Origin of the sequence: Virgibacillus halotolerans, from assembly GCF_016908515.1 — a bacterium.
In the GTDB taxonomy this organism is placed as follows: Bacteria; Bacillota; Bacilli; order Bacillales; family Amphibacillaceae; genus Virgibacillus_M; species Virgibacillus_M halotolerans.
On sequence record NZ_JAFBEA010000003.1, the window covers coordinates 453,105 to 479,060 of the forward strand.

The window sequence follows — 25,956 nt, forward strand, 5'->3', positions numbered from 1 at the left end:
TTTTTAATGGCAATAATGCGGTATGATGGACAGGATAAAAAAAGCGGAGGTATTAAAATGAGACAACCACCTGCAAATACGATTGCCCGTGATGCGATAAAGGCTTGGAAAATAACATCTGCCATTTTTATAGGGGTATTATGGTTACTTACCATTGCGTGGTTTATTGTCACCATGGTTTTCTCCTTCCTGTACTGGTACGTTACAATTGCTGTAATAGTGTGTTTATTGTTTACATATGTATTTGTATTCCTGTTGCCAAAACTACGGTGGCGAAGATGGCGTTATGAGGTATTCGATCAGGAAATCTATATTCAGCATGGCATTCTGATTGTCTCCAGGACCCTGGTGCCAATGATTCGAGTACAGCATGTTGATACAAAACAAGGACCGATTTTAAGGAAATTCCAGTTGGCAAGTGTCACGATTTCAACGGCCGCGACGACGCACGAAATTCCTGCATTACTTGAAACGGACGCATCTGACCTTCGTGATCGGATTTCGACACTGGCAAGGGTGGATGAAGATGATGTCTAAACCACAGCGTCTGCATCCAGCAGCAATTATATTTAACTTTATACGAATTTTAAGAGAAGGAATTTATGCAATTATCCTGGGGTTTATTACTTTCAGGGGTGTATCATTCATGTATTTTATCTTGGCGTTGGCAGTAATTCTTATTTTGCTGATCACGATCAGTATACTGACCTGGTATCGTTTTACGTATCGGATAGTTGAAGATGAATTGCGGATTGAATATGGGATTTTTGTAAAGAAGAAGCGATTTATATCTAAAAATAGAATTCAGTCGATCGATTTAACGGCGGGGGTTATCCATCGGATCTTTAAGCTGGTAAAGGTCGAAATTGAAACAGCTGGCAGCGGATCAGGGGCGGAAGGCTCATTGAAGGCCGTTACGCTGGCTGAAGGGGAACGGGTAAGGAGCAAACTTAAAAAAACGGGTTTGGAACAGGAAGAAATGGATATGGAAGTGGAAATACCACCACAGCCATCCTTTACTGTATCGTTTAAACGATTATTTCTGGCAGGCTCGACATCCGGCAGTGTGGGGATTATTTTGGCGTTCTTCTTTTTTGGCTTTTCCCAGCTGGAGCAATTTATCCCGGAAAGCTATTATAAAAATACACTGGCATGGATTATCGGTTCAAGTATCACGCTTATTATTGGGCTGGGCATCATTGTGCTCGTGCTACTTTGGCTTTTCGGTATTGCAGGTACGATGATCAAATATGGAAATTTTACGATTACGAAAAATGATAATGAGCTGTTTATTACAAGGGGCCTCTTAGAGAAAAAACAGTCTACCATTCCTTTAAGTAGGATTCAAGCTGTCGGTATCCAAGAAAGTATGATCAGACAGCCTTTAGGATATGTGACTGTTTTTGCAGAGGTTGCCGGTGGTGTTGCAAATAAAGGGGATGACTTTTCCACGGTCCTATTTCCAATGATGAAAAAAGCGGAAGTAAATGCGTTTCTTGGAGAGATTCTCCCCGAATATGCTGTTCAGCAGGATGAAATGACAGCACTTCCGGGCCGTGCGCAAAAATATTATGTTATCCGTGCTTTGTTGCCGCTTCTGTTGCCACTAGCCGCTGTATTATATTTTATTCCGCGATTTTTCTGGATTCCCGTTATCTTAATGATTCTGAGCTGGGTTATAGGGAACTTGCGGTTCCGGGCAGGTGGTTATCATATAGCAGATGATTGTTTAATTGTTCGCTATCGGACATTCAATAAGATCACGATGATCATGTATCATAAGCGCATACAGGCGTTTGAAAGGATGCAGCACTTGATGCATCGGAAAGAGGATCTAGCTACCGTGAAACTGTCGATTATCGGTGTATCTGGTTCTGGCAAACATTACACACTGAAGGAATTGGCTGTAGCAGATGCGGATCAACTGGCGGATTGGTGCTCATATAGGGACTGAGCACCCCGGCCAAAAGTTGATCGCGACCAGTCACCTAGCCACCAAAACATGTACAACTTAAAAAGAAGCAGGTACTTCCGGATTCATCCAGAGGTACCTGCTTCTTTCGTTTTTAACACAGACATGATGGCTTCTTTAATCTCTTCGTAACCTGTACAGCGACATATGTTGGACTGCAGCCAATTTTCTATTTCATACGCATTTGCATCTGGATGAATATTAGCCAGGGCATGGCAATTCATAATAAAACCGGATGTACAATAACCACATTGGAAACCCCAATGTTCCAGGAATGCTTTCTGAATTGGTGTGTCATGCAGTCCTTCGATGGTTGTGATACTTCGATTGGCAGTTTCAGCAGTTAACATCAAACAGGACTTCATCGGCTGATCATCAACTAGAACTGTACAAGCGCCACAATCCCCGTTCTCACAACCTGGTTTGGCACCGGTGAGTCCTAACTGTTCCCTGAGCGTTATTAACAGGGTATCTGCTGATCTGATTTGTACACTTTTTTGTTCATTATTGACAGTGAAATCAATCGTCTTCTTCATGATTAGCTCTCTCCTTCCAGTTCCGCAATGGTTTCTTCCAATGTATTTCGAAGAACAAAAGTGCGATATGCAGCCGATCCATGCAAATCGTTTAATATAGGGGAAGGGAGAAGCGCAATGGCCTCGGTAATTCTTTCTTCCACCGATAACTGGCACTGGTTCAGTGCTTTTTCCATCTCTTGTGAACGAAAGGGGAAATTGCACAGGCCACTAAATGCAAAGCGAATTTGCTGTTCTGTCTTGATCGCTGAAACGGTTAATAGGGAGTAGCTGATTCGATCAATTTTTGTCTGCTTCTTGCTGGTAAAAGGGACATCAAGAAATAGTTTCGGAATCCTTATTTGTACGATGAATTCTCCTTGTTCCAGGTTCATATGTTGATCAAAAACCTGATGGATAGGGACATGCCTTTGGCCGGATGGCCCCGCGATAGTAAGTTCGCTGTCTGTGAGTAGTAAAGGTAATACTGCTTCCCTGTACTTGATCTTCCCACAAATATTGCCGCCGAGGGTGATCTTCATTCGTGATGTATGATCCGCGATCCGGCTGCAATTTTTGCCTAACAGGGGGAACGTTCCCATTGTTTCGATTTGTGCCAAAGGGATGGATGCGCCGATAATGTAATGGTCATCTTCAAACCCGGTATAGCAGCATTCAGGGATTGCCTTGATATCGATGACAGCTCGTGTATTGGTATAAAACTGATTCACCCTTAACAGCGTGATAATCTCTGTTCCGCCATTAAAATAAAGGGGTCCCTTCCCATCTAGCTGCAACTGCTGAAAGGTTTCAACAGCCTCCGTGATGGAAGTCGGTCTGTGATATTCAAAGTTAATTGGAATCACTGGCTTCCCCTCTTTTCTGTTCCCATATGTACTCAGGAACGAGTGGTAATTGATTCAAGGGGACGCCAGCTGCCGTGGATAGGCTATTAGCAAGCGCAGCAGGCATACCGATAATACCATGCTCTCCAAGACCGCGTGCACCATAAGGCGCATCAATTTGCGGCGTCTCAATAAAGTCCACGAGATAAGTTGGATTTTCACCATAACGCAGCATCTTATAGGTTCGAAATTGATTATCCAGAACGATGCCATTTTTATCAAAAGAAAAACCCTCTCTAGTTGCCCAGCTTAGTCCCATGCTCATGGCTCCCGTAACTTGTCCCCTGGCTGATTTTGGATGTAATACTTTACCAGCATCGAGAACAGAAACAGCATGAATCAATTTATAGTTATAGGATTTTGTATCAAATTCAACTTCGACAGCTTGTGCGCCTACTGTCCAATCCGAAGCGGGAGTTCCTTTGCCAGTTTCCTTATCGATGGATGTTAAATGTTTCATAATAAAGTTTCCCCTGCCGATCACTGTGCCACCAATCGAATTGCCATTGGTATATTTATAGCCATTAGCAATATCTTTTACACTCACATATTTATCTGGGTTACTGATCAAGAATGCGCGTGCTTCTGCAACGTCAACATCGCCTGGCTCACAGCGCAATACAATGGAGGCAGTTTGGCATAATTGCTGTATCGCATCCTCAGCCGCCCTTAAAACGGCGTTGCCCACCATGTAAACCGAACTACTTGCTACGGTTTTCCAGTGTTGGGGATTCGTCTGTGTATCTACATCCATCATGACATGAATTTTACTCTCATGGATTTTCAATCTTTCTGCGAGTATTTGCGCCAGTACTGTTTTCGTACCTTGACCGATTTCGACAACGCCACAGCTAAGATTGATACTTCCGTCTTTATTAAACGTTAATATGGCACCAGATGTGGCGTCGGTTGGTGTAATGGATGACTTCCAAAAACAGCTGATCCCTTTTGTTCTGATCAGCCGATCAGATAGGTTCACTGTTTGTCCCTCATCCCAGTTGATTAATGTTTTCACTCGTTCAAGACACTTCGCTACATTGCCAATATTGCTTTTGGTAAGTTTAGTTTGTGATGGTGTTGTATCGCCAGGTTTAATTGTATTTTTCAATCTGAATGCAATGGGGTCGATGCGCAGCTTTTCGGCAAGCAGATCCATTGCCCGTTCAATTGGGAAGGTAAGTTCACCGTGTCCATATCCGCGAAACGATGTGGCGTATGGGTGATTGGTATACACGCATAAAGAATTACACCATACATGATCAATTTTATAGGGGCCGGTACAATTTAATCCCGCAATTTCAGTAATATCGGATCCTTCGTCCACATAGGCACCGGCATTAAAATTATAATGAATCTCAGCGAACGTTAATTTACCACCCTTTGTGGCACCGAGCTTCACGTTTGCTTCCAGCCCAATATGACCAGGGGAACCTGTAATATCTGTTTCTCTTGTGTTCGATAATTTAACGATCTTTCCACCGGCCGCCCTTGATGCAGCAAATGCGATCAATTCCAATTGAACGGCAGCTTTTCCCCCAAATCCGCCTCCGACGAGTGGTGTATGTACAGTTACTTTATCTTCATCGATTAAAAAATATCTACTAATCAATTCTTTGACCATAAAGGGCCCTTGGCTGGAAGTATGAATATGGACTTCGCCATTCGGTAGCAGCTCCGCACGTACGGAGCGAGTTTCCATTGCAGCGTGGTCGGACGGAGGAAATGAGAAATCCGCAGTCATTGTTACTTCACTCTGGTCTCTCCCAACATCAATATCACCTTTTCTAACTTTGATCTGATTAGCGATGTTAGAGTTCGCTTCCGGTTGTATCTTTTGTACCTGGGTATAGTTCATTAGCTGTTCATGAACCAGGATAGGTTTGCTTTCCAAGGCTTGATGAACCGAATTGACCACAGGGTAGAGCTCGTAGGTAACGTTGATCTGTTGACAAGCTGATTGGGCTTCATGCTCACTGTCAGCAACAACGACAGCTATAGGCTCACCGAAATACCTGACTTTATTTAAAGCAAGTATTGGTCGATCTTCCACAGTCGTTCCTGTTAATACAGGAATATCCTGCCCGATTACAATCGCTCTGACACCAGGGCATTTTTCTGCTTCAGATAGATCGATTGATTTGATCTTAGCGTGTGCATGTGGGCTTGTAAGTAGGCTAGCGTGTAATAATCCAGGAGCTGTAAAATCAGCTGTATATTTAGCTGCACCTGTCACCTTGTTTTTGCCTTCTTTTCTTGGAACACTTTTACCTATCATCTGAACCGAAACATCCTTTCGAAAAACGATTGGCTTTTATAGTTCATTATTTGCTAAAACTTACGGCAATATACCACTTGCCCGGAAAGGGATTAAGACAAATAAAAAAACCAGTCAACGCGACCGGTTTTTTAAAAAGATTATTGTTATTCAGACCGCGGCACGATTACACTCCGCTTTCCGTGGGTGACCCGTGAGCCTCCTCGAACTCCGTTCTGTGGGGTCTCACTCTGGCCACTATTCCCACAGGAGTCCACGTGTATTCGTGCCGCTCAGAGCATCTATAAATGAATGCTCACCAGCAGGAGAAATATGCGAGACTCCGGCGTGTCGTCGGTTAAAAATGGTCACGTCCTTGGACTGCGCTAACTCGTCCCACCGAAAACATTTGTGATAACGCCTGTATTAGCATTTCCGGTGCGTCGAAAAAGGCTAGGCAAGAAAGACACCAAAAGCGAGCTTATTTCCGTCGCGGTATGATAAAGGGTGATTAACAACAAACTATACGCTAACAGCTTATAACATATAAATATTAACGGATAAATCTACCTAGTATACCGAACACAACAAGAATCCCTAAAATAACCCATATGATATTTTTCTTTAGTTTTGGTGATATGCGTCTTTTATTCCAGCGATTGGGATCAAATTGGATGGAATGATCGTCCTGTCTCCTTACGTTTCTCCATGGTGAAAAGCCTACTACGCTTTTCGTTAATACAAGTGGCGCCAAAACAAACCCACCGATAAAGCCAAACACATGTGCATAGATGTTGATACCTGGACGGAGGAAAGTCATCACCAACCCAATAATAAAAATCGTCATTACAATTTGACCATTTGCCGGGTCGATTAAATGCTTACGGAACGAGATCATAAATACATAGATGCCAAACAGACCAAAAATGGCACCGGATGCCCCGACATGAGAATAGCTAGGCGGCGCGATAAGCAGAGCAGCAATGTTGCCAATTAAGCCAGCACCGAAATAGGCAACTATAAATTTTGTTTTTCCTAGCATCTGTTCCAAAGCGGGTCCAAATAAAACAAGGGAGAATGAGTTAAATAAGGCGTGCGTTAATCCGCCATGTAAAAATATCGGGGTGATCAAGCGCCAATATTCTCCCTCACTAATCAGATAATTATTACCTACTCCCCAGTTAAACAAATCATGAGCCAATGGCAACTGGAGGAAATCGATGAACAGCCATAAAACCAAGTGGATAATGACTAACGCGCTGACAAGCGGATAGTACCGGATAAATTCTTTTACACTGCGTTCGTTTCTAATAAACATAGGAATCCCCCTGCAGGAAATTTTTTATTTTAGATCATAACGGGTATGATTAGTATAAGTAGTTAAATAGATCATATGAATGGATACAACATTTTCTGATTTTCAAAAGAAGGGTAGAAAAAAGATGATCAAAGGTATTGGAATAGATATCATTGAATTAAACCGAATTAAAAAAAGTATAGAGAAAAATAATCGTTTCGCTAATCGAATTTTAACACAAAATGAAACGACAGTGTTTAATGAGTTACCAACCGAGCGAAGGAAAATTGAATATCTCGCTGGCAGGTTTGCTGCAAAGGAAGCATTTGCTAAAGCAACTGGCACGGGTATTGGCGCATTAAGCTTTCAACATATAGAGATCATAGCAGGAGAAAACGGCGCCCCTGTATTAAAAGCAAAGGGATATGAAAAGGATAGCATCTTTATTTCTATTACACATAGTCATGACTATGCAGTTGCCCAAGTTGTTATCGAAGTGAAAGAAGGAAATGCATAAATGGTAAGGTTGTCTCATATATTTTAGTGCGGGCAGGAGGGAACGAAATGTATATTGTCACCGCAAAAGAAATGTACGATATCGATGATTATACAATTGGTGAAATAGGTGTGGACGGCAAGTTGTTAATGGAAAATGCCGGGAGAGCAATTAGTGAGAAGGTCGAAGCGATCATTGAAAAGTCCAATTCGATCCGGGTTCTGGCGGGAGCGGGAAACAATGGTGGTGATGGATTTGTTATCGCGCGGACATTACGTAACAAAGGGTATGTAGCAGATATCATCCAAGTTGTCCCAAATGAAAAGATTACCGGTGACGCACTATATCACAAACAAATCTATGAAAAAATTTATGGTAAAGTGTCGTTGCTAGGTGATGTGGATGGCCTGCAGGATCTCGTGAATCATGCGGATATTGTGGTCGATGCAATGATAGGGATCGGTATGAAAGGGAAATTACGTGAAAGAGAAGCGGCTATTGTTAGTCTGTTAAATCAATCAAAAGCGCTTGTTATTGCAGTGGATATTCCATCCGGATTACCAGCTGACGAGGGTATAACAGATTTTACAGCGGTACAGGCTGACCATACAATTGTTGTAGGAGCACCGAAAATGAGTGCATTTCTTCAACATACCGCATCCTTTTATGGCATCTGGAAAAGTGTGGAAATTGGCATTCCACCACAGTTTTTTCAAACAATCGCGAATCGGTACGTATGGACGGATGATCAGTTTAAGCGGAAAATGCCTATTCGAAGTCGCTACGCTCACAAAGGAGACCATGGTAGGGGAATGGTTATTGGCGGCAGTTCAGAGATGCCGGGTGCATTGCTTATGGCAATAAAAGCAGCATTAAAAGCTGGATCGGGCTTAATTACTGCTGGTACTTCCGAAAAGGTAAGACAAATGATTGCCTCGGAGTGTGTAGAAGCAATGTATAAGACGATTTCGGCTAAGGATGGCTGGTTAACCAACAGTACCCCTCTATCAGTGAATGCTTATGACGCGATCGCGATTGGCATTGGGATGGGACGAAATCCGGAAACTGAGGAATTGGTGAAGCGTGTGATAGAGGAGGCAGCATGTCCCCTAATTATTGATGGAGATGGATTGACACATGTGAAAACTCACGGGGAGACGCTTAAGAAAAGGAAACACCCGACAATTGTGACGCCACATCCCGGGGAAATGGCCATGCTGCTTGATATTTCTATTGCAGCACTTTTAACATCACCTTTTCATTATTCGGCCCTATTTGCAAAACAATATGGTGTGTTTGTTGTATTAAAAGGAGCATATACGATCATTACTGAGCCCTCGGGACAGCAGGCCGTGAGTCTTACCGGCAACCCGGGCCTTGCCAAGGGTGGCAGTGGAGACGTACTCACGGGGGTCACGCTTGCGATGGTCATGCAGGATCAAAGTATATTCCAGGCTCTTAGCAACGCATGTTACGTTCATGGTAAAGCTGCAGATATAGCAGTAGCAGCTAACCATTCCTATTATGATCTCCTGGCAACTGATGTGATCCATTATATTTCACAAGTATATCGTACGATTTCTTGATAGATGCAGTGATAAAGTTCCCCTTTGTTGAATGTATTGAGACAAGGGAGATATGTTCATGAAGAAAAAGATTGGTATTTGGGTTGTCCTTGCTTTTGGTTTAATTCTGGTGTTGACCGCATGTGGTGAAAAGTCACAGGAACAAGTGGTTGAAAAGCTGGAGAATAACATGGAAGCAATGGATGGATATAAAGCAAAAGCTGAAATGGATATGAACACTGGCGATGCACCGCAAAAGTTTAACATTGACACGTGGTATAAGAAAAAAGATTTCTACCGGGTGGCTTTATCGGATAACCAGGATAAAAAGAGCAATCAAATCATTTTAAAAAATGAAGATGGTGTATTTGTGCTCACGCCAGCATTGGAGAAAAGCTTTAAGTTTCAAACAGAATGGCCGGAAAACAGCAGTCAGCCATATTTATACCAGTCACTCGTAAACGATGTGGTCAGTGACAAAGATGCGGCATTTGAAGCAACTGACAAGCATTATATCTTTAAAACGAAAACGAATTATCAAAGCAATAACAATTTGCCTTTCCAAGAAGTTTATTTTAACAAAAAGACATATACACCTGAATTGGTAAAAGTATTGGATAAAGACAAAAAGGTTTTAGTAGAAGTGAAGTTTTCAAGCTTTGATACGAAGCCAGGTTTTGAGAAAGACGATTTTACAATGGACAAAAATATGGCAAGCAGTGATGTCGATGCCCCTGTCTCCGGAGAGGAAACAGATGATACATTAACCGTCTTATTCCCGGATTATATGGCAGGAGCAGAACTAGAGGAGAGAAAAGAAGTAGAAATTTCTGATGGCAAGCGGGTCATTCTAACCTTTTCCGGTGAGAAAAACTTTACGATTGTCGAAGAGAAAAGGGACGTTCAACCAACACTATCCTCTCCACAAGAGCTGAAGGGAGATATCGTGAACTTAGGACACACGATCGCAGCACTTTCAGGTAATACACTCAAATGGACAAATGACGGCGTTGATTTTACTCTAGCAAGTGAAGAACTAACGAAGGAAGAATTAGTTGAAGTAGCACAATCTGTCCAGCGTAAAGAAGCGAAATAACGTGAATAATTATGGAAAAGCAGACTCGCATGATGGAGAGGGGGTCTGCTTTTTATTTTGGGAAAATCATTTTTAGCAGTTAAAAAAGCATAACTACTTTCTTACTGCATAAGTGCAACTAAGGCATATGCCAAGTTTTCTAAGAAATTATTAACACTGTTATTTTAAGGCTGTTTTCTAAAAGATTGGGACCACACCCTTGGTTCTCCCCCACCGAAAAAAAGTTGTTTTTCTTAGTGATGGGTCTTAAAAGAAGGTAAAAACTGCGACGTAGGATCGGATCGATTTTCAAAAAGGTGTGCTCTTGCTGCCGTCCGGGATCGATCCGGGCGGATGCTTTCCGTAGGCACGGCCTCAGTCTCCTCGAGAAAACCACTCTGCGGGGTCTTCGGACACGTGCTATTCCCACTGGAGTCACCGCCTCCACTCACCTGGACTAGTAAAGCGTTCTTTGTCATTTCATTCAGCTAATGAATTCTGCTATTGGCAAACGCTATACCAGCATCCCGAATACACGGAGACTCCTGGGGGAGCAAAGGCATCGGTGAGACCCCGCAGTGCCTAAGGAGCCCACTGAAAAAGTGGTAGATTTTTAAAAATATTGCTTTTCACCTTAATCTAGCATCTCGAATATACGGAGACTCCTGCGGGAAGTAAGAGATCGACGAGACCCCGCAGGACGGTAGTCCGAGGAGACTCGACACTCGCCCGCGGAAAGCGCAGTATATTCGAAGATGCGATGGTAGATCCGCATATTTTAGTGCTATATTTTACTTTTTCAGTGGCCTCGTGCCTAAGCACGAGGAGGCTCATCAGCCCCCCTGGAAAGCGAAGTGTATTCGGGATGCGGTCGCTTAAGTAACTTGTTCCATTATCAGCGTTACAGATCTATATGGATAGAAGTTACATCGCGTTTTATATCAATAGCAACAAAAGTATATGAAAATAACGCTAGGCGATTTCAATTTGACAGTGATCTCAGAAAGCGGAATAATAAGACATACACATTTATTAGAAAAGGAGCGCATTGTTGTGACAGATGGGATTTTTCGGGACACATGGGTAGAGATAGACTTGAATGCAATTGAATATAATATAAAAAGAATGAGAGAAACATTGCCCCAAGACACGAATATCATTGCTGTAATTAAAGCAGATGCTTATGGTCATGGAAGCGTTCCAGTTGCCAGAACCGCACTGCAATCTGGCGCAAAAATGCTTGCTGTAGCACTGCTGGAGGAAGCACTTGTCCTACGTGAGGCCGGAATCGATGCACCGATATTGGTATTCGGCTGGGTGGCCCCTGAAGCAACGCAAATAGCTGCAGAAGCAGCTATCACTTTAACATTTTATCAAAAAGAATGGCTCCAGGAAGTAAATAAGTTGACGTTTAACAAAAAACTGAACCTGCATATGAAGTGGGATACTGGGATGGGCAGAGTCGGAATCCGTACAGAAAATGAATTAAAACAAGTTTTGGATGAATTAAATTGTAATCCAAGCATATATTTAACAGGAGTGTATACACATTTCGCTTCTGCAGATGATACGGACTTATCTTATTTTAATGAGCAGCGGGCACGGTTTGAAAAATTATTAACCGAATTTAAACGGCTATGGCCACATCCGATTGATGTGCACATCGGCAATAGCGCGGCATCTTTACGATTACCAAAGGAAATGTATGATTATATCCGGTTTGGTATTTCTATGTATGGTTTATACCCGTCTAAAGCAGTGAAACAGGAAGAAAATATTGCATTGAGACCAGCATTCTCCATGCATAGTAAACTGATTCATGTGAAGCGGGTACCCGCCGGTGAATCAATCAGTTATGGGGGGACATACCAAACGACAACAGATGAATGGATTGGCACTATTCCGATTGGCTATGGAGATGGCTGGCTTCGTAAATTACAGGGGTTTTCGATTCTGATCGATGGGAAACCACAACAAATTGTGGGAAGAATATGTATGGATCAGACAATGATACGTTTGGATAAAGATTATCCAGTAGGTACAAAGGTAACGTTAATTGGAAAGCAAGATCATGCAGTCATTGAAATGGATGATGTTGCAGATTACTTGGATACGATCAATTACGAAATACCATGCACGATTAACAAGCGAATCCCACGGATATATAAAGGGTCGCTTTAAAAAGGCTATTGATCGTATGGAATAACCTAAATAATGTAAAGAACACTTCTTTCTACCACGAAAACAAATAATTAAACGACAAAATGATACTTTTTCGAAAAAAATTGTCAGAACCCTTTGCAAACCAGTGTATTCAATGATAGTATTGAATATGAATTTCGTGTGAAGTACGAGAGAGAAATAATATAATATTCATCATGAAACCGATGATAAGGAAAACGAACTATCTATTGCTGAAATGGTGATTTGTTTTCTGGAATTCGTTCAACAGTTCGCGGAGGTGCTTAGGTTTTGTCAGAGAGCATACAAGAGATCTTAGTGAAAATACCAAAAAACTTGTTAAATGAGGTGGATGGATTAATGAAATATGAAAATAGTGACTTAAGTGATTTCATATGTCAAGCAACAAGAAGCTTTTTAGAACATAAGAAAAATGAGCATATCCAACAAATTCATGAAACAATGCAGCGTGGTTATGAGGAAATGGGTCGCATTAATCTTACAATTGCTTCAGAAGCTTTCCAGGCCGAAGAGGAGGCTGAAAACACCTTAGAGCGCTCTGTGATAGGGGTGTAATAATTTGATCGTTCAAAGAGGCGAAGTTTATTTCGCCGACTTATCCCCAGTCGTCGGATCGGAACAGGGTGGCGTGCGCCCAGTATTGATCCTGCAAAATGATATTGGAAATCGATTTAGTCCTACGGTTATTGTCGCTGCGATTACGGCTCAAATACAAAAGGCTAAACTTCCTACACATGTGGAAATAAACGCGAAACGATATGGATTTGATCGTAATTCAGTTATTTTGCTGGAACAAATCCGAACACTAGATAAGCAACGATTAACAGATAAAATTACAAAACTAGATAATGGCATGATGAAAAAGATCGATCAGGCACTAGAAATAAGTTTGGGACTGAAAGATATGTATAGCCACTAAGCAATACCCTTCTCTACTATATGCGGAAGGGTATTTTTGGTTCCTGGAAAAATATAATATGTTTGCTATTTATTCTTTAAGCTGTCGATAGTCGCAAACAGACTAAAGTTCGACCGAATTCATGTTTACTCACCAGAATTTGAGTAAGCCCCACTCGAAAACTTCTCCAACTCACTCGGGTTTCATCATTTCTCCGCGCTTACTTAACGGCTTTCTTTATAAGACTAAGAGAATATATGTTACAATAACCCTATAAATGACGTATTTAATAAATATACAAATATACGGGAAATATGACGAATTTAAGGGGGAAATCCAATGGATCAACAATTCAAAAGGATTGCAATTGAGCACAGTGATGCAATTGTACAAAGATGGCTTGAGGAAATCAATTCATTAAAAGAAGGCAATTACACAGCAAGTATTTCTGATGAACTATTTGAAAGTACAAACAGAGAATTTGTGAATGTTATTTTTACCAGTATTAAAAATCAAGGTTCTACTGCGGCTGTGGAGGAATTTTCAGAGAAAATTATCAATCTGGGCTGGCCTTTAAGCTATATTACAGATGGCTTACAGGTTTTCAGACGTGAAACAGTCGATTATATTCTTTCACAGTCAGATAAAGTGGATTCAGACTTTATTTCTAATGTACTAAAAAGTGTGGATTTATGGGTAGAGCCGCTTATTCGCCAATTGGTTAATGAGTATTCGGGAAGTTGGGAACATATTCTTTCCTTGCAACGTGTGGCATTGCAGGAACTATCTGCACCACTTATTCCTGTGATGGACAAGATTACCATCATGCCACTTGTCGGTACAATTGATACAGAACGGGCTAAATTAATTATGGAAAATCTGCTTGAAGGTGCAATTAAACACAACTCTGAGGTAGTGCTGATGGATATTACGGGTGTTCCTGTCGTGGACACGATGGTAGCACATCACATTATACAGGCTGCTGAAGCTGTACGATTAATCGGTTCAACCTGCATCCTGGTTGGCATTCGTCCTGAGATTGCACAGACGATTGTAAATCTCGGTATTGACCTTGGAAAATTTCCAACAAAAAGCTCGCTACGAAAAGGGTTTAAAACGGCACTGGAAATTACAAATCGAAAAGTAATCGATCTGAAATCACAAGAAGAAGATGCTGAAAACTTAATGGGATCTTTAGATGGGGAGTGAGATACATGCGTATACCTATATTAAAGCTGCATCATTATCTACTTGTTTCCATTCAAACAGAAATAGATGATCATACAGCGATACAGTTTCAGGAAGATTTGTTAAGTAAGATTCATAAAAGCGGATCATCAGGAGTGGTAATTGATCTAACGTCTGTGGAGATGATTGATTCATTTATTGCAAAAGTTCTGGGTGATGTTGTAACAATGTCAGATCTTATGGGGGCGAAAGTAGTTTTAACGGGAATCCAACCAGCAGTAGCCATAACATTAATTGACCTTGGAATTCATATGAAAAATGTCCCAACTGCATTAAATTTAGAACAAGGTTTGACTAAACTTCATCAGGAATTGGGTGAATAGAAATGAAACCACAATCCTGTGTAAACATAAAAAAAGAATGGGATATCGTTGGTGCAAGACAGCTGGGGCGCGAGATTGCAAAGAAAATCGGTTTTGGTATTGTGGATCAGGCTCGAATAGCTACGGCAATCTCTGAATTAGCTAGAAATATATACTTATATGCGGAACAAGGGCAAATTTGTTTTGATGTAATTGACACGATGGAGCACAAAGGAATCTGTGTCACGGCAAATGATTCAGGGCCGGGAATAAGTGATATTGGACAAGTGATGCAAGACGGTTATACAACTTCCGGGGGACTTGGAGCAGGTTTACCTGGTGTAAAACGATTAATGGACGAGTTTGATCTAAAGTCAGTTGAGAATAAGGGAACCCAAATAAAGACAACGAAGTGGGTTAGATAGCACTATAAATACACCGAGAAATAGTTTGCGAACAATGCATCCCAGATGAAAAGAGCCTTTTGTCAAACAAAGGTTTTCGGCATGAAGGCTTGGCGATAAGCCAAGCCTTCTAAATTTAAGTGATTAACCTAGAGAAAAAGGTACAGGGGGAAAGTCATGGACGACGTGATAAAATTTGACGCAGCAACATATAAAGACCTATTAAAACACTATATTAAAACCAAAAGTGAAAAATCACTGTATGAAGTGGAGAAAGTAAGTAAGTCATTCATTAAAAATAATATCCTGCCGGAAGAAATTGTTAACTTACACATTCAGGCACTGTCTGAATTATATCCAGATCTCTCTGAAGATTTTCAGCACTCAATGAATTTTTTATTAGAAACGATGATTTCATATGGGCTGGCACATCAGGAATTTCAAAAATTAAGAGAAGAACAGCTCGCACTTAAATCGGAAATATCTGTTGCAGCTAGTATGCAGGAAACGCTTCTTGGGACGACAAAACCCTCTATTGAAGGTATCGATTTGGGGGTTATTAGTGTTCCTGCACATCAAATGAACGGGGACTACCATCATTTTGTGAAAGGGAAAGATGGATCACTTGGTATCGCGATAGCGGATGTCATTGGAAAAGGAATACCGGCCGCTTTATGTATGTCAATGATCAAATATTCCATGGACAGCTACCCAGAAGAAACAATGAGCCCGAGGGCAATATTGAAAAACCTGAACAGAGTTGTAGAACGTAACGTTGATCCAAGTATGTTTATTACGATGTTTTACACACATTATCTCCCTTCAGAAAGCAAGCTTTTATATGCCTCAGCAGGTCATGAGCCCGGTTTTTATTACAATGCAGCCGAAGAAACTTTTGAAGAAATAGTAACAAAAGGTCTTGTATTGGGCGTTTCCCGAGATAGTGACTACCAACAATACGAATTAAAAATAAAAGAGAACGATATGGTTATATTATTAACGGACGGGGTGACAGAATGTCGGGATGGCGATCGCTTTATTGAGAGTGAAGAGGTATTGGATGTCATTAAGCATTATGCACACTTGCCGGCACAGGAAATGGTGGATCAAGTTTATAAGCATTTTGAACGATTACAGGATTTTCAACTGCGGGACGACTTCACTTTGCTTGTTTTACGAAAAAAGGCAAGTGAATAAGTTTAAAGGTTGCATGCTCCGGGTACAAGGGAATAACGTGTAATTCTCTTGTAGAAAACATGGCATTGGCTAAGCCTTAGGCGAATTGCTTTCGTTGTACTTTTGGCAGATAGGAAAGTTATACTTTCGTTGCTAAAAGCGCTGTTATTGAAAATGTAACTATATATTTAATGATAAGGTAACACAGCATTCAGGGGGGAAGAAAATGAACCTAAATATTGATATTTTGGAAGAAACAGGGAAGTCAATTGTAAGTCTTTCAGGTGAGATTGACGCTTATACCGCACCACAATTAAAAGAGGCATTAATTCCGTTAACCGTTGAAAAAGAAAGAACGGTTGAGGTTGATTTAGAAGACGTTAATTATATGGATAGTACAGGCTTGGGTATTTTTATCAGTGCATTGAAATCAACAAAAGAACACGAAAGTCATTTGAAACTGATCAATATTCAGGATCGTGTTTTTCGCTTATTTAAAATTACCGGTTTAGATGAGATTATTGATGTAAATGCAGTGATTCGAGGTGGAAAAGAATAATGGAAAGATTTGATTTTATTGAAATGAAGGTTCCTGCAAAGGCAGAGTATGTTGGCGTTGTAAGGCTAAGCATATCAGGTATTGCAAACAGGATGGGATTTTCCTACGAGGATATTGAAGATCTCAAAGTAGCTATTTCCGAAGCGATTACGAATGCTGTAACACATGCTTATGAAGATGTTGATCAGGGAGAAGTAACGGTTGGATTTGGTGTATATGAAGACCGGCTTGAAGTGATGGTCGCTGATCACGGCGGCAGTTTTAATTTAGATGAAATTAAAGATGGCATCGGACCATATGAGAATGACGAATCCGTAGAAAATTTACGGGAAGGGGGCTTTGGCCTATTCTTGATCGATGCTTTAATGGACGAGGTACAAATTAATAACAACTCCGGTGTGATTATTTTAATGACAAAGTTCTTGAATGAAACTGAGGTGGGCTTTAATGACAACCAAATCTCAACCACACAATAAGGGACGAGATGAGGTTTACCAATGGATTGAATACTTGCAAAAAAACCCGACTGATGAAGAAGTACAAGAGAAAATGGTACTTACTTATAAAAACCTTGTAGAATCCCTTGCTAGGAAATACTCGAAGAATAGTGTGATCCATGAAGATTTGGTTCAAGTAGGTATGATTGGATTATTAGCAGCAGTTAGAAGGTATGATGCATCCTTTGGTAAATCTTTTGAATCCTTTGCTATTCCAACAATTATTGGTGAAATTAAACGATTTATCCGTGATAAAACATGGAGTGTTCATGTACCAAGGAGAATCAAGGAATTAGGGCCAAAGATCAAAAAGGCAGCAGACGAGTTAACCATTATGGATCAAAAATCGCCAACGGTTTCAGAGATAGCAAACTATTTAGATGTATCGGAAGAAGATATATTAGAAACCATGGAAATGGGACGAAGCTATAAAGCTTTATCTGTGGATCGCAAAGTTGAAGCAGATGCTGACGGCGGTACCGTTTCTATCCTGGACTTGGTAGGAGACGAAGAAAATGGGTATGAAAATATGGATCAAAAAATGTTATTGGAAAAAATAATGCCTGTGTTGTCCGAACGCGAACAACAAATTCTCCAATGTACCTATTTCGATAATATGAGTCAGAAAGAAACCGGTGAGTTGCTTGGTATATCACAAATGCATGTATCCAGACTTCAACGACGTTCATTACGTCGGCTGAGGGAAGCCATTCAATCTGAAAGCGAAGAGGTCTTCGATTGAGTACGGTAAGGAAGGTAGAAGTCTCTGTCTACCAAAAGCCTAAAAAAGGGAATTATGCCTGTGGTGATAGTTACTTCTATACAGAAACAGATAAGGAATTTGTTTGTGCATTGGCAGATGGATTAGGCAGTGGTGATTTTGCAAAGGAATCCTCTCAAGCTGTGATTGATATTATCAGAAGTAATGTTTATACAACTGTGGAACAGCTTGTTAGAAAATGTAACGAAGCGTTGACTGGTAAACGAGGCGTGGTCCTTGGTATATTAAAGTTAAACTTTAAAGCAAAAATGTACTCTTTTTCATCGTTAGGAAATATTGGTGTGATGACTGTTACGAAGGATAAAAAGAAGAAGCGGAATATCCCAAATGCGGGTTATTTATCTGGATACCAAAGATCTTTTAAGGTTACACAAGAGAAACTGGAATCAGAGATGAACTTTATTATGTTTTCCGATGGTGTTATGGATAAAGAACTGTCCCGGAGATTTTTTACAAACAAAGATGTTCGTAGCATCACGCAAATGTATGAACATACAAGTGATGAAGTAAGACAGGATGACACAACGTTAATTGCGATGCGGTATGAAGATTAAGGGCTGGCACATTGGTGGCAGCCTTTTAATGTCCCAATTGAGAATACGACGCGTTTTTTAGGAAGCATGCGTCTATTTTTTGCTAGATAAGGTATTACACCTAAAAGCTTAGTGAATGCCAATCGGGCTTGTGCGGGCAGTTATCTTCACCTGAAATTTTAGATTTCCCTATACTTTTGAGGAGGGGATTTTACTGCCTCGCCAAACTGCGATAAAGTGAAACTTCATTCAGTGGGAGTTTTCGACGCACAGGACGTGGCGAATTTAGTCTGGCTCTCCCACTGAATGTTAGTTGAACCAATCGGGCTTGTGCGGGCAGTTATCCCCACCTGAAATTTTAGATTTCCCTATATTTTTGAGGAGGGGATTTTACTGCCCCGCCAAACTGCGATAAAATAGACAGGTAAGTAAAGGAGGAACAAGTGTGTCGAATGAATTGAACCAGGATCTGACGAAATGGGTAGCGAAAGAAACGCAAGTAAACACAGGTACAGTAAATAAAGTCATTGCATTATTGAATGAAGGAAATACAGTTCCATTTATTGCCCGGTATCGAAAAGAAGTAACGGGTGGACTTGATGAAGTGCAAATTAAAGCCGTTCAAGATAAATGGCATTATGCGGTTAATCTTTCTGATCGAAAAGAGGAAGTTCTTCGCATCATTGATGAACAAGGAAAATTGACGGAGGATTTACAGCGGGAAATAACAGCTGCAACCCAATTACAACGTGTGGAGGATTTATATCGTCCATATAAACAAAAACGTAGAACAAGAGCAACCATTGCTAAAGAAAAAGGACTGGAACCGTTAGCGGAGTTGGTTTGGCAGCAAGAAAACACCGATTTCGCGGTAGAGGCAGAGAAGTATTTCTCAGAAGAACACGAATTACATACATTAGAAGATGTTCAGACGGGTGTTAATGATATCATTGCAGAATGGATTTCAGATGACCCGGAATTCAGGGATTATATTCGTGAAGAAACGTTTAAACGTGGAACGATCCAATCGGAGGTTAAATCCAAAGAAACAGATGAAAAAGGCGTCTTTGAAATGTATTATTCATATAATGAAGCAGTACGATCTCTTGTATCACACCGGATTCTGGCCTTAAATCGTGGCGAAAAAGAAGATGTGCTTAAAGTGGGGATTGAACCACCTACGGAACGAATTGAAAGCTTTTTGAAGAAAAAGATATTGAAGAATCGTGCCAATGACAAAGAACAGGAAATTTTAAACGAAGCGATCGAGGATAGTTACAAACGTTTAATTCAGCCATCGATTGAACGTGAAATCCGCAACAGTCTTACAGAAAAGGCAGAAGATCAGGCCATAGAAGTCTTTTCAGAGAACCTGAAAAATCTCCTGCTTCAGCCGCCACTGAAAGAGAAAACGATTCTAGGTGTAGACCCTGCGTTTCGAACAGGTTGTAAGCTGGCTGTTGTAGATGAAACAGGAAAAGTACATGAAGTAAGTGTGATGTTCCCGACGGCGCCGAGAAATGATACAGCAGGTGCTGAAAAAATCGTGATGTCATTTATTAACAAGTATCAGGTAGAACTGATTGCGATTGGTAACGGTACTGCATCTAGAGAAACAGAACACTTTATTTCCGATGTGATATCCAATAATCATTTGGATATTCCGTATATCATTGTGAATGAAGCTGGAGCAAGTGTTTATTCAGCATCAGAGTTAGCACGGGAGGAATTTCCAGATTTACAGGTAGAGGAAAGGAGTGCCGCCTCGATTGCCAGACGCGTCCAGGATCCATTGGCAGAACTTGTGAAAATTGATCCGAAATCGATTGGTGTTGGACAATATCAGCATGATGTTAGCCAAAAGTCCTTGAATGGATCATTATCATTTGTTGTGGAAACTGCTGTAAACCAAGTTGGTGTGAATGTAAATACCGCATCCCCCTCATTGCTTCAGCATGTTGCCGGTTTAAGTAAAACGGTGGCTAATAATATTGTTAACAAGCGAAATGAGGAAGGGAAATTTACAAACCGTAAACAATTAAAGAAAATTCCACGGCTTGGTGCGAAGACATATGAACAAGGGATTGGCTTCCTGCGAATTGTTGATGGGGATCATCCATTAGATCGCACGCCGATTCACCCAGAGAGCTATAAGCAAACAGAACAATTATTGAAAATGATTGATTGCAAGCTCGAAGATATTGGATCAGAGAAACTTCGCGAAAAAATGAAGACATTAGATAAGAAGGAAATAGCAGCAAGCCTGGAAATTGGCGAGCCTACTTTAATCGATATGATGAGTGCTTTAAGTCGTCCAGAACGAGATCCACGTGACGATTTTCCACAACCATTGTTGAAACAAAACGTCCTATCATTAGCGGATTTAAAGCCCGGTATGGAAATGCAGGGAACTGTTCGAAATGTAGTTGACTTTGGCGTGTTTGTTGATATTGGTGTGAAACAAGATGGACTTGTTCATATTTCTAAAATGGCCAATAAATTTGTGAAGCACCCGATGGATATTGCCTCTGTTGGTGATGTCGTAACCGTTTGGGTAGAACAAATTGACGAAAATAAAGGAAGAATCGCACTGTCCATGATTAAAGATGAAAAGTAAATGAAAGAGCAGATGATCTATCGTGATCATCTGCTTTTTTTTGCAGGAAGAAAACTTTCTTATCCTGCATAAGTGCAACTAAGGATTTTTGCAATGTCATAATCAAGTTATCTAAATACAAAAGATATAAACCGCGACGTAACGGCTGGGTGTTTTCCACTGCGTACCGTTGCTTTCCACGGGCACGGCCACAGGACGTAGCACACTTAACCTACCTCGAGAAACCCACTCTGTGGAGTCTTCAGACTCGTGCTATTCCCGCAGAAGTCAACGACCCTCCGCTCCAAACAACCATCATGATAGTTGAAAGCAAGCTAATATTGTACTGTTGTCAAACTTCATGTTAGCGAAGGAAATACATGAAGACTCCTGCGGGAAAGCGAAGACGATGAGACCCCACAGCGAGCGTTCTTTGCGAGTGAGGAGGCTTAGCGCGAGCCCGCGGAAAGCGTAGTGTATTTCCGAAGCGGCATCTACCAACAACGGAGATTTAAAAGCAACAAAACTAACGAAAAGAGCATTAAAAAAAAAGAATAGTGCAGGTGTCTCCTGCACTATTCTTCAGATCATTGTTTCATAGATTTACTTTACACTCTCAGGTACGGATAAACCTAGATCCTCAGCAACTCTAGTACCCCAATCAGGGTCTGCTTTATAGAAGTGTTCAATTTGACGTAATTTAATTTCGTCGCTTTCAACAGGTCTCATATGGTCAGCAAAGTTTTTCACTAGACGTGCTTTTTCATCTTCACTCATTAAGCGATATAGATCTCCAGGTTGCGTATAGTGGTCTTCACTGTCATGAGCAACACTGTTCGCTTCACCGGTTACTTCAAACGGATTGATTTTTTGTGTGAAATCTTCAGCAGGTCCATTCAGACTGTTTGGCTCGTAGTTAGGAGCACCGCCGCCATTTCCATCTACACGCATATAACCATCACGTTGATAGTTTTTAACCTCATTTACAGCGCGGTTTACTGGAATTTGTTGATGATTTGCACCTAGACGGTAACGGTGTGCATCGGCATAACTGAATATACGACCTTGCAACATCTTATCTGGTGAAGCTTCAATTCCAGGAACCAAGTTACCAGGTGTTAATGCTGCTTGCTCAACATCAGCAAAGAAGTTCTCTGGATTACGGTTAAGCACCATTTTTCCAACTTCAATACGTGGATAATCCTTTTTAGAAACTGTTTTCGTAACGTCAAATAGATCCCATTTATACGTTTTATAATCTTCAAAAGGAATGATTTGAACGTATAAAGTCCATGAAGGGTTGTCCCCTGCTTCGATCGCATTGTACAGGTCTTCTCTGTGATAGTCCGGGTTTTCACCAGCAATTTTATCAGCCAAATCCACATCCAATGCTTTAACGCCTTGATCACTGATGAAGTGATATTTGACCCAGAATGCTTCACCTTTGTCATTCACCCATTTATAGGTATGGCTTCCATATCCGTTCATATGACGAAGCGTTGCCGGAATACCACGGTCTCCATGTAAATAAGTGATTTGATGGAGTGATTCTGGTGAAAGTGACCAGAAGTCCCATACCATATTAGGATCTTTTAATCCTGTTTTCGGGTTACGTTTTTGTGTATGGATGAAATCAGGAAACTTGATTGCATCACGAACGAAGAAGATTGGTGTATTATTACCAACTAAATCATAGTTACCCTCTTCTGTATAGAATTTCAATGCAAAGCCACGTGGGTCACGTACTGTATCTGAATATCCTTGCTCACCAGCAACGGTTGAAAAACGCGCAAACATATCTGTACGTTTACCTTTTTCACTTAGAAAATCAGCCTTCGTATATTTGGAAAGCTCATCATTGGTTACTTCGAAATATCCGAATGCACCTGTTCCTTTCGCATGGACGACACGCTCAGGAATTCGTTCTCTATTAAAGTGGGCAAGTTTTTCTAGTAAATGAAAATCTTGCAGTAATACTGGTCCACGGTTACCAGCAGTTATCGAATTTTGGTTATCTCCAACTGGGATACCTGATGCAGTTGTCAATGTATTCTTTTTGTTAGTCAATGATATTCCCCTTTCTCTTACTAAAAATTAATGGATATTTATCCTATATCTAATTATAATACAATCTAGTTAAAAATCAATGTTTAATTACAATAATTTTAAATAAGGAAATGTTAAAAATCATATTATATAGAAGCATTAATTTGTGATGGAGAAATAGATGCCATTTATGATAGAGTAGAATTAAGATTATATACAAGGAAGTTGTCGCAAATGAAACTTTTAACGAATGAAGATCTTTTTGAACTAGTTAACAATATATCTAAAAACTTTTTTTATAAGCCATTTAAACACGATGTCCTATTTAATACTCGTTTACGAACAACAGGGGGAAGATATATTCCCGCCAGGAAGACGATTGAACTAAATTCGAAATACTATTTTGAAATGGATGAAGCAGAGTTTATTGGCATTATTAAACACGAGTTATGTCATTATCACCTTCATATAGAAGGAAAAGGATATAAGCATGGGGACCAAGCATTTAAAGATTTATTAAAAAAGACGGGCTCCCCAAGGCATTGTAGCCCGTTACCTTCGCAGCAAAAGGAAGTTAAATACAAATATAAGTATATCTGTGAAGACTGCAAACTTGAATATAGAAGAATACGACGGGTTGACGTAAAGAAATATAGATGTGGTAAATGCAAAGGGCGGTTAATAGTAGCTTCTACACAGTGATTTCGATACAGAATAAATATTTTTGTTAAATCCATTGACGAAATTTGCGTTACATGGTAAATTAAATAAGCTGTTAAGTTAGTTCCGGCAGATTTCACTATTGTTTTTAAAAAAACAATTGACATTGGTTGAAAAATGCTGTAATATATTTCTCGTTGTGATTATTTAAAAAGCATCTATACATTACATATGAACATGAATTTGGATGATTTCGTCGAATAAGCACAAATGGTTAAAGGGAAATGAGATATATTGTTTTAACTAAAATTATTCCACAGTAGCTCAGTGGTAGAGCAATCGGCTGTTAACCGATCGGTCGTAGGTTCGAATCCTACCTGTGGAGCCATGGAGAAGTACTCAAGTGGCTGAAGAGGCGCCCCTGCTAAGGGTGTAGGTCGTGAAAACGGCGCGAGGGTTCAAATCCCTCCTTCTCCGCCATTCTTACATGGCCCGTTGGTCAAGCGGTTAAGACACCGCCCTTTCACGGCGGTATCACGGGTTCGAATCCCGTACGGGTCATTTTCTCTTTCATATAAAAGAGGTCTGGTAGTTCAGTTGGTTAGAATGCCTGCCTGTCACGCAGGAGGTCGCGGGTTCGAGTCCCGTCCAGACCGCCATTATATTGTTGGGCTGTAGCCAAGCGGTAAGGCATCGGGTTTTGATCCCGTGTATCCTAGGTTCGAATCCTAGCAGCCCAGCCATATTTTTCTGGTGAGTAACCTGTTTAACGGTAATATAGAAGATATGATTATGATAAAAAGTTGAAAATACTATTTTATGTAATAGTATTTTTTCATCATTAGAAGCGCCATGCATTTGCAACTTTGAATAGTAAGTAACAGTGTGGTTTTTAAAAAAATGCTTTTAATAGAAGAACGAAGTTAATATAACGAGCCATTAGCTCAGTCGGTAGAGCATCTGACTTTTAATCAGAGGGTCGGAGGTTCGAATCCTCCATGGCTCATCAAATCACGCCTCTTGCGGGTGTGGCGGAACTGGCAGACGCGCTAGACCCAGGATCTAGTGTCTTCGGACGTGGGGGTTCAAATCCCTTCACCCGCACTTGATCGATATAATGAAGTGTCCAATAATTAATACTTTGCGGTCGTGGCGGAATGGCAGACGCGCTAGGTTGAGGGCCTAGTGGGGGAGACCCTGTGGAGGTTCAAGTCCTCTCGGCCGCACTTAAATAGTTGCCTGCACTTACAAAATATGCTATATTTAGGAAGTCGCATTTAGCGCCCGTAGCTCAATTGGATAGAGCGTCTGACTTCGGATCAGAAGGTTAGGGGTTCGACCCCTCTCGGGCGCACCATTTTTACGGGAAGTAGCTCAGCTTGGTAGAGCACTTGGTTTGGGACCAAGGGGTCGCAGGTTCGAATCCTGTCTTCCCGACCATTGCAGCCAGTTATTTACATAATATGATGAAAACTTTATATGCGGGTGTAGTTTAGTGGTAAAACCTCAGCCTTCCAAGCTGATGATGTGGGTTCGATTCCCATCACCCGCTCCATTTATTACATGGGCCTGTAGCTCAGTTGGTTAGAGCGCACGCCTGATAAGCGTGAGGTCGGTGGTTCGAGTCCACCCAGGCCCATTCGTCCTTATAATGAAGGATGGTTAAGAAAATACGTCATCAAAAAACAATTTTAAATAATTGTTGACATTAAATACGATGTGTGTTATATTTATTTAGTCGCTGTTTTGAAGCGGCGCAAAACATTTGCTCCTTGAAAACTGAACAAAACAACCAGTATGTCAAGAAAAACAGAGACTGTTTTTCGAACATCTAAAGGCTTGCCTTTAGATGAACAAGTAACAAGCTAAGACAATTGATAGAGTCGATTGGTGTCGATTCTATTTCAAACACTTTTTTGGAGAGTTTGATCTTGGCTCAGGATGAACGCTGGCGGCGTGCCTAATACATGCAAGT

At 40.8% G+C, this 25,956-nt stretch carries 23 protein-coding genes, 12 tRNA genes and 1 rRNA gene; 31 read left to right on the top strand and 5 right to left on the bottom strand.

Annotated elements, in window-relative coordinates:
- Positions 1-6 precede the first annotated feature (6 nt).
- A complete protein-coding gene (locus JOC34_RS11005; RefSeq protein WP_420856132.1) occupies positions 7-537 on the top strand; it encodes a PH domain-containing protein in 531 nt (176 codons plus the stop codon).
- Entirely contained in the window at positions 530-1,954 is a 1,425-nt protein-coding gene (locus tag JOC34_RS11010; RefSeq protein WP_205136793.1) for a PH domain-containing protein, read from the top strand. The genes JOC34_RS11005 and JOC34_RS11010 overlap by 8 nt, the downstream gene beginning before the upstream one ends.
- An 83-nt stretch (positions 1,955-2,037) precedes the next feature.
- On the opposite strand, the gene JOC34_RS11015 is transcribed toward JOC34_RS11010, so the two are convergent.
- From JOC34_RS11015 to JOC34_RS11030, 4 genes are all read right to left on the bottom strand, one after another.
- Positions 2,038-2,508: a (2Fe-2S)-binding protein gene (locus tag JOC34_RS11015; protein ID WP_205136794.1), complete on the bottom strand. Its 471-nt coding sequence runs from the start codon at positions 2,506-2,508 to the stop codon at positions 2,038-2,040.
- A 2-nt stretch (positions 2,509-2,510) separates the two neighbouring features.
- Positions 2,511-3,353 carry an FAD binding domain-containing protein gene (locus JOC34_RS11020; RefSeq protein WP_205136795.1) on the bottom strand — a complete coding sequence of 281 codons (843 nt, stop codon included), beginning with the start codon at positions 3,351-3,353 and terminating at the stop codon, positions 2,511-2,513.
- The gene (locus tag JOC34_RS11025) at positions 3,340-5,667 is read right to left on the bottom strand and encodes a xanthine dehydrogenase family protein molybdopterin-binding subunit (RefSeq protein WP_205136796.1); all 2,328 of its coding nucleotides are present in this window, start codon (positions 5,665-5,667) and stop codon (positions 3,340-3,342) included. Before JOC34_RS11025 ends, JOC34_RS11020 begins: the two co-directional genes overlap by 14 nt.
- A gap of 532 nt (positions 5,668-6,199) precedes the next feature.
- The gene (locus tag JOC34_RS11030) at positions 6,200-6,964 is read right to left on the bottom strand and encodes a rhomboid family intramembrane serine protease (protein ID WP_205136797.1); all 765 of its coding nucleotides are present in this window, start codon (positions 6,962-6,964) and stop codon (positions 6,200-6,202) included.
- A 124-nt stretch (positions 6,965-7,088) separates the two neighbouring features.
- Here JOC34_RS11030 and acpS point away from each other — a divergent pair, with 124 nt between their 5' ends.
- The 15 genes from acpS (at position 7,089) to JOC34_RS11105 (ending at position 21,296) form a co-directional block, all read left to right on the top strand.
- Positions 7,089-7,460, top strand: a complete 372-nt coding sequence (acpS, locus tag JOC34_RS11035; RefSeq protein ID WP_205136798.1) for a holo-ACP synthase — start codon at positions 7,089-7,091, stop codon at positions 7,458-7,460.
- A gap of 47 nt (positions 7,461-7,507) precedes the next feature.
- Positions 7,508-9,025: an NAD(P)H-hydrate dehydratase gene (locus JOC34_RS11040; RefSeq protein WP_205136799.1), complete on the top strand. Its 1,518-nt coding sequence runs from the start codon at positions 7,508-7,510 to the stop codon at positions 9,023-9,025.
- 58 nt (positions 9,026-9,083) lie between these two features.
- Positions 9,084-10,100 (top strand): LolA family protein, encoded by a 1,017-nt coding sequence (locus tag JOC34_RS11045; RefSeq protein WP_205136800.1) that lies wholly within the window; start codon positions 9,084-9,086, stop codon positions 10,098-10,100.
- A gap of 972 nt (positions 10,101-11,072) precedes the next feature.
- Positions 11,073-12,260: an alanine racemase gene (gene alr, locus JOC34_RS11050; RefSeq protein ID WP_338062668.1), complete on the top strand. Its 1,188-nt coding sequence runs from the start codon at positions 11,073-11,075 to the stop codon at positions 12,258-12,260.
- Positions 12,261-12,551: 291 nt separating this feature from the next.
- Complete coding sequence (locus tag JOC34_RS11055) at positions 12,552-12,836, top strand: CopG family ribbon-helix-helix protein (protein ID WP_205136801.1); 285 nt, start codon at positions 12,552-12,554, stop codon at positions 12,834-12,836.
- Positions 12,837-12,840: 4 nt separating this feature from the next.
- Positions 12,841-13,200 (top strand): type II toxin-antitoxin system PemK/MazF family toxin, encoded by a 360-nt coding sequence (locus tag JOC34_RS11060; RefSeq protein ID WP_205136802.1) that lies wholly within the window; start codon positions 12,841-12,843, stop codon positions 13,198-13,200.
- Positions 13,201-13,518: 318 nt separating this feature from the next.
- Complete coding sequence (locus JOC34_RS11065) at positions 13,519-14,388, top strand: RsbT co-antagonist protein RsbRA (protein WP_205136803.1); 870 nt, start codon at positions 13,519-13,521, stop codon at positions 14,386-14,388.
- 5 nt (positions 14,389-14,393) lie between these two features.
- On the top strand, positions 14,394-14,750 hold the full coding sequence (locus tag JOC34_RS11070) for an STAS domain-containing protein (protein ID WP_239544260.1): 357 nt from the start codon (positions 14,394-14,396) through the stop codon (positions 14,748-14,750).
- A 2-nt stretch (positions 14,751-14,752) separates the two neighbouring features.
- Positions 14,753-15,154: an anti-sigma regulatory factor gene (locus JOC34_RS11075; RefSeq protein ID WP_205136805.1), complete on the top strand. Its 402-nt coding sequence runs from the start codon at positions 14,753-14,755 to the stop codon at positions 15,152-15,154.
- A gap of 156 nt (positions 15,155-15,310) precedes the next feature.
- Positions 15,311-16,330 carry a PP2C family protein-serine/threonine phosphatase gene (locus JOC34_RS11080; protein WP_205136806.1) on the top strand — a complete coding sequence of 340 codons (1,020 nt, stop codon included), beginning with the start codon at positions 15,311-15,313 and terminating at the stop codon, positions 16,328-16,330.
- A 205-nt stretch (positions 16,331-16,535) separates the two neighbouring features.
- Positions 16,536-16,868, top strand: a complete 333-nt coding sequence (locus JOC34_RS11085; protein WP_205136807.1) for an STAS domain-containing protein — start codon at positions 16,536-16,538, stop codon at positions 16,866-16,868.
- Positions 16,868-17,344, top strand: a complete 477-nt coding sequence (rsbW, locus tag JOC34_RS11090; protein WP_205136808.1) for an anti-sigma B factor RsbW — start codon at positions 16,868-16,870, stop codon at positions 17,342-17,344. Before JOC34_RS11085 ends, rsbW begins: the two co-directional genes overlap by 1 nt.
- On the top strand, positions 17,316-18,107 hold the full coding sequence (sigB, locus tag JOC34_RS11095; protein ID WP_205136809.1) for an RNA polymerase sigma factor SigB: 792 nt from the start codon (positions 17,316-17,318) through the stop codon (positions 18,105-18,107). The genes rsbW and sigB overlap by 29 nt, the downstream gene beginning before the upstream one ends.
- Complete coding sequence (locus tag JOC34_RS11100; RefSeq protein ID WP_205136810.1) at positions 18,104-18,700, top strand: SpoIIE family protein phosphatase; 597 nt, start codon at positions 18,104-18,106, stop codon at positions 18,698-18,700. The genes sigB and JOC34_RS11100 overlap by 4 nt, the downstream gene beginning before the upstream one ends.
- Positions 18,701-19,124: 424 nt before the next feature.
- Positions 19,125-21,296, top strand: a complete 2,172-nt coding sequence (locus JOC34_RS11105) for a Tex-like N-terminal domain-containing protein (protein WP_205136811.1) — start codon at positions 19,125-19,127, stop codon at positions 21,294-21,296.
- A gap of 582 nt (positions 21,297-21,878) precedes the next feature.
- Here JOC34_RS11105 and JOC34_RS11110 read toward each other — a convergent pair.
- Positions 21,879-23,342: a catalase gene (locus tag JOC34_RS11110; RefSeq protein WP_205136812.1), complete on the bottom strand. Its 1,464-nt coding sequence runs from the start codon at positions 23,340-23,342 to the stop codon at positions 21,879-21,881.
- Positions 23,343-23,555: 213 nt separating this feature from the next.
- Between JOC34_RS11110 and JOC34_RS11115 the strand changes: the two genes are divergently transcribed.
- The 14 genes from JOC34_RS11115 to JOC34_RS11180 all read left to right on the top strand — a co-directional run.
- Positions 23,556-24,023: a SprT family protein gene (locus JOC34_RS11115; RefSeq protein ID WP_205136813.1), complete on the top strand. Its 468-nt coding sequence runs from the start codon at positions 23,556-23,558 to the stop codon at positions 24,021-24,023.
- A gap of 271 nt (positions 24,024-24,294) precedes the next feature.
- A tRNA-Asn gene (locus JOC34_RS11120) sits at positions 24,295-24,369 on the top strand.
- Position 24,370: 1 nt separating this feature from the next.
- Positions 24,371-24,461: transfer RNA gene (locus tag JOC34_RS11125), tRNA-Ser, on the top strand.
- A gap of 9 nt (positions 24,462-24,470) precedes the next feature.
- Positions 24,471-24,542, top strand: a tRNA-Glu gene (locus tag JOC34_RS11130).
- A 21-nt stretch (positions 24,543-24,563) separates the two neighbouring features.
- Positions 24,564-24,640: transfer RNA gene (locus JOC34_RS11135), tRNA-Asp, on the top strand.
- Positions 24,641-24,649: 9 nt separating this feature from the next.
- Positions 24,650-24,724, top strand: a tRNA-Gln gene (locus tag JOC34_RS11140).
- Positions 24,725-24,914: 190 nt separating this feature from the next.
- Positions 24,915-24,987 (top strand) — tRNA-Lys (locus tag JOC34_RS11145).
- 16 nt (positions 24,988-25,003) lie between these two features.
- Positions 25,004-25,085 (top strand) — tRNA-Leu (locus tag JOC34_RS11150).
- Positions 25,086-25,124: 39 nt separating this feature from the next.
- Positions 25,125-25,207, top strand: a tRNA-Leu gene (locus JOC34_RS11155).
- A 54-nt stretch (positions 25,208-25,261) separates the two neighbouring features.
- Positions 25,262-25,338, top strand: a tRNA-Arg gene (locus tag JOC34_RS11160).
- A 6-nt stretch (positions 25,339-25,344) separates the two neighbouring features.
- Positions 25,345-25,421: transfer RNA gene (locus tag JOC34_RS11165), tRNA-Pro, on the top strand.
- Positions 25,422-25,462: 41 nt separating this feature from the next.
- Positions 25,463-25,536, top strand: a tRNA-Gly gene (locus JOC34_RS11170).
- Between the two features lie 10 nt (positions 25,537-25,546).
- Positions 25,547-25,620 (top strand) — tRNA-Ile (locus tag JOC34_RS11175).
- A 274-nt stretch (positions 25,621-25,894) separates the two neighbouring features.
- Positions 25,895-25,956 (top strand): 16S ribosomal RNA (locus tag JOC34_RS11180); the annotation flags it as partial.

Bases quoted from the DNA above. Each gene is read 5' to 3' on its own strand.
- JOC34_RS11005 (WP_420856132.1), top strand. From the start codon at position 7: ATGGCAATAATGCGGTATGATGGACAGGATAAAAAAAGCGGAGGTATT.
- JOC34_RS11010 (WP_205136793.1), top strand. From the start codon at position 530: ATGTCTAAACCACAGCGTCTGCATCCAGCAGCAATTATATTTAACTTT.
- JOC34_RS11015 (WP_205136794.1), bottom strand. From the start codon at position 2,508: ATGAAGAAGACGATTGATTTCACTGTCAATAATGAACAAAAAAGTGTA.
- JOC34_RS11025 (WP_205136796.1), bottom strand. From the start codon at position 5,667: ATGATAGGTAAAAGTGTTCCAAGAAAAGAAGGCAAAAACAAGGTGACA.
- JOC34_RS11030 (WP_205136797.1), bottom strand. From the start codon at position 6,964: ATGTTTATTAGAAACGAACGCAGTGTAAAAGAATTTATCCGGTACTAT.
- acpS (WP_205136798.1), top strand. From the start codon at position 7,089: ATGATCAAAGGTATTGGAATAGATATCATTGAATTAAACCGAATTAAA.
- JOC34_RS11040 (WP_205136799.1), top strand. From the start codon at position 7,508: ATGTATATTGTCACCGCAAAAGAAATGTACGATATCGATGATTATACA.
- JOC34_RS11045 (WP_205136800.1), top strand. From the start codon at position 9,084: ATGAAGAAAAAGATTGGTATTTGGGTTGTCCTTGCTTTTGGTTTAATT.
- JOC34_RS11065 (WP_205136803.1), top strand. From the start codon at position 13,519: ATGGATCAACAATTCAAAAGGATTGCAATTGAGCACAGTGATGCAATT.
- JOC34_RS11070 (WP_239544260.1), top strand. From the start codon at position 14,394: ATGCGTATACCTATATTAAAGCTGCATCATTATCTACTTGTTTCCATT.
- JOC34_RS11075 (WP_205136805.1), top strand. From the start codon at position 14,753: ATGAAACCACAATCCTGTGTAAACATAAAAAAAGAATGGGATATCGTT.
- JOC34_RS11080 (WP_205136806.1), top strand. From the start codon at position 15,311: ATGGACGACGTGATAAAATTTGACGCAGCAACATATAAAGACCTATTA.
- JOC34_RS11085 (WP_205136807.1), top strand. From the start codon at position 16,536: ATGAACCTAAATATTGATATTTTGGAAGAAACAGGGAAGTCAATTGTA.
- rsbW (WP_205136808.1), top strand. From the start codon at position 16,868: ATGGAAAGATTTGATTTTATTGAAATGAAGGTTCCTGCAAAGGCAGAG.
- sigB (WP_205136809.1), top strand. From the start codon at position 17,316: ATGACAACCAAATCTCAACCACACAATAAGGGACGAGATGAGGTTTAC.
- JOC34_RS11115 (WP_205136813.1), top strand. From the start codon at position 23,556: ATGAAACTTTTAACGAATGAAGATCTTTTTGAACTAGTTAACAATATA.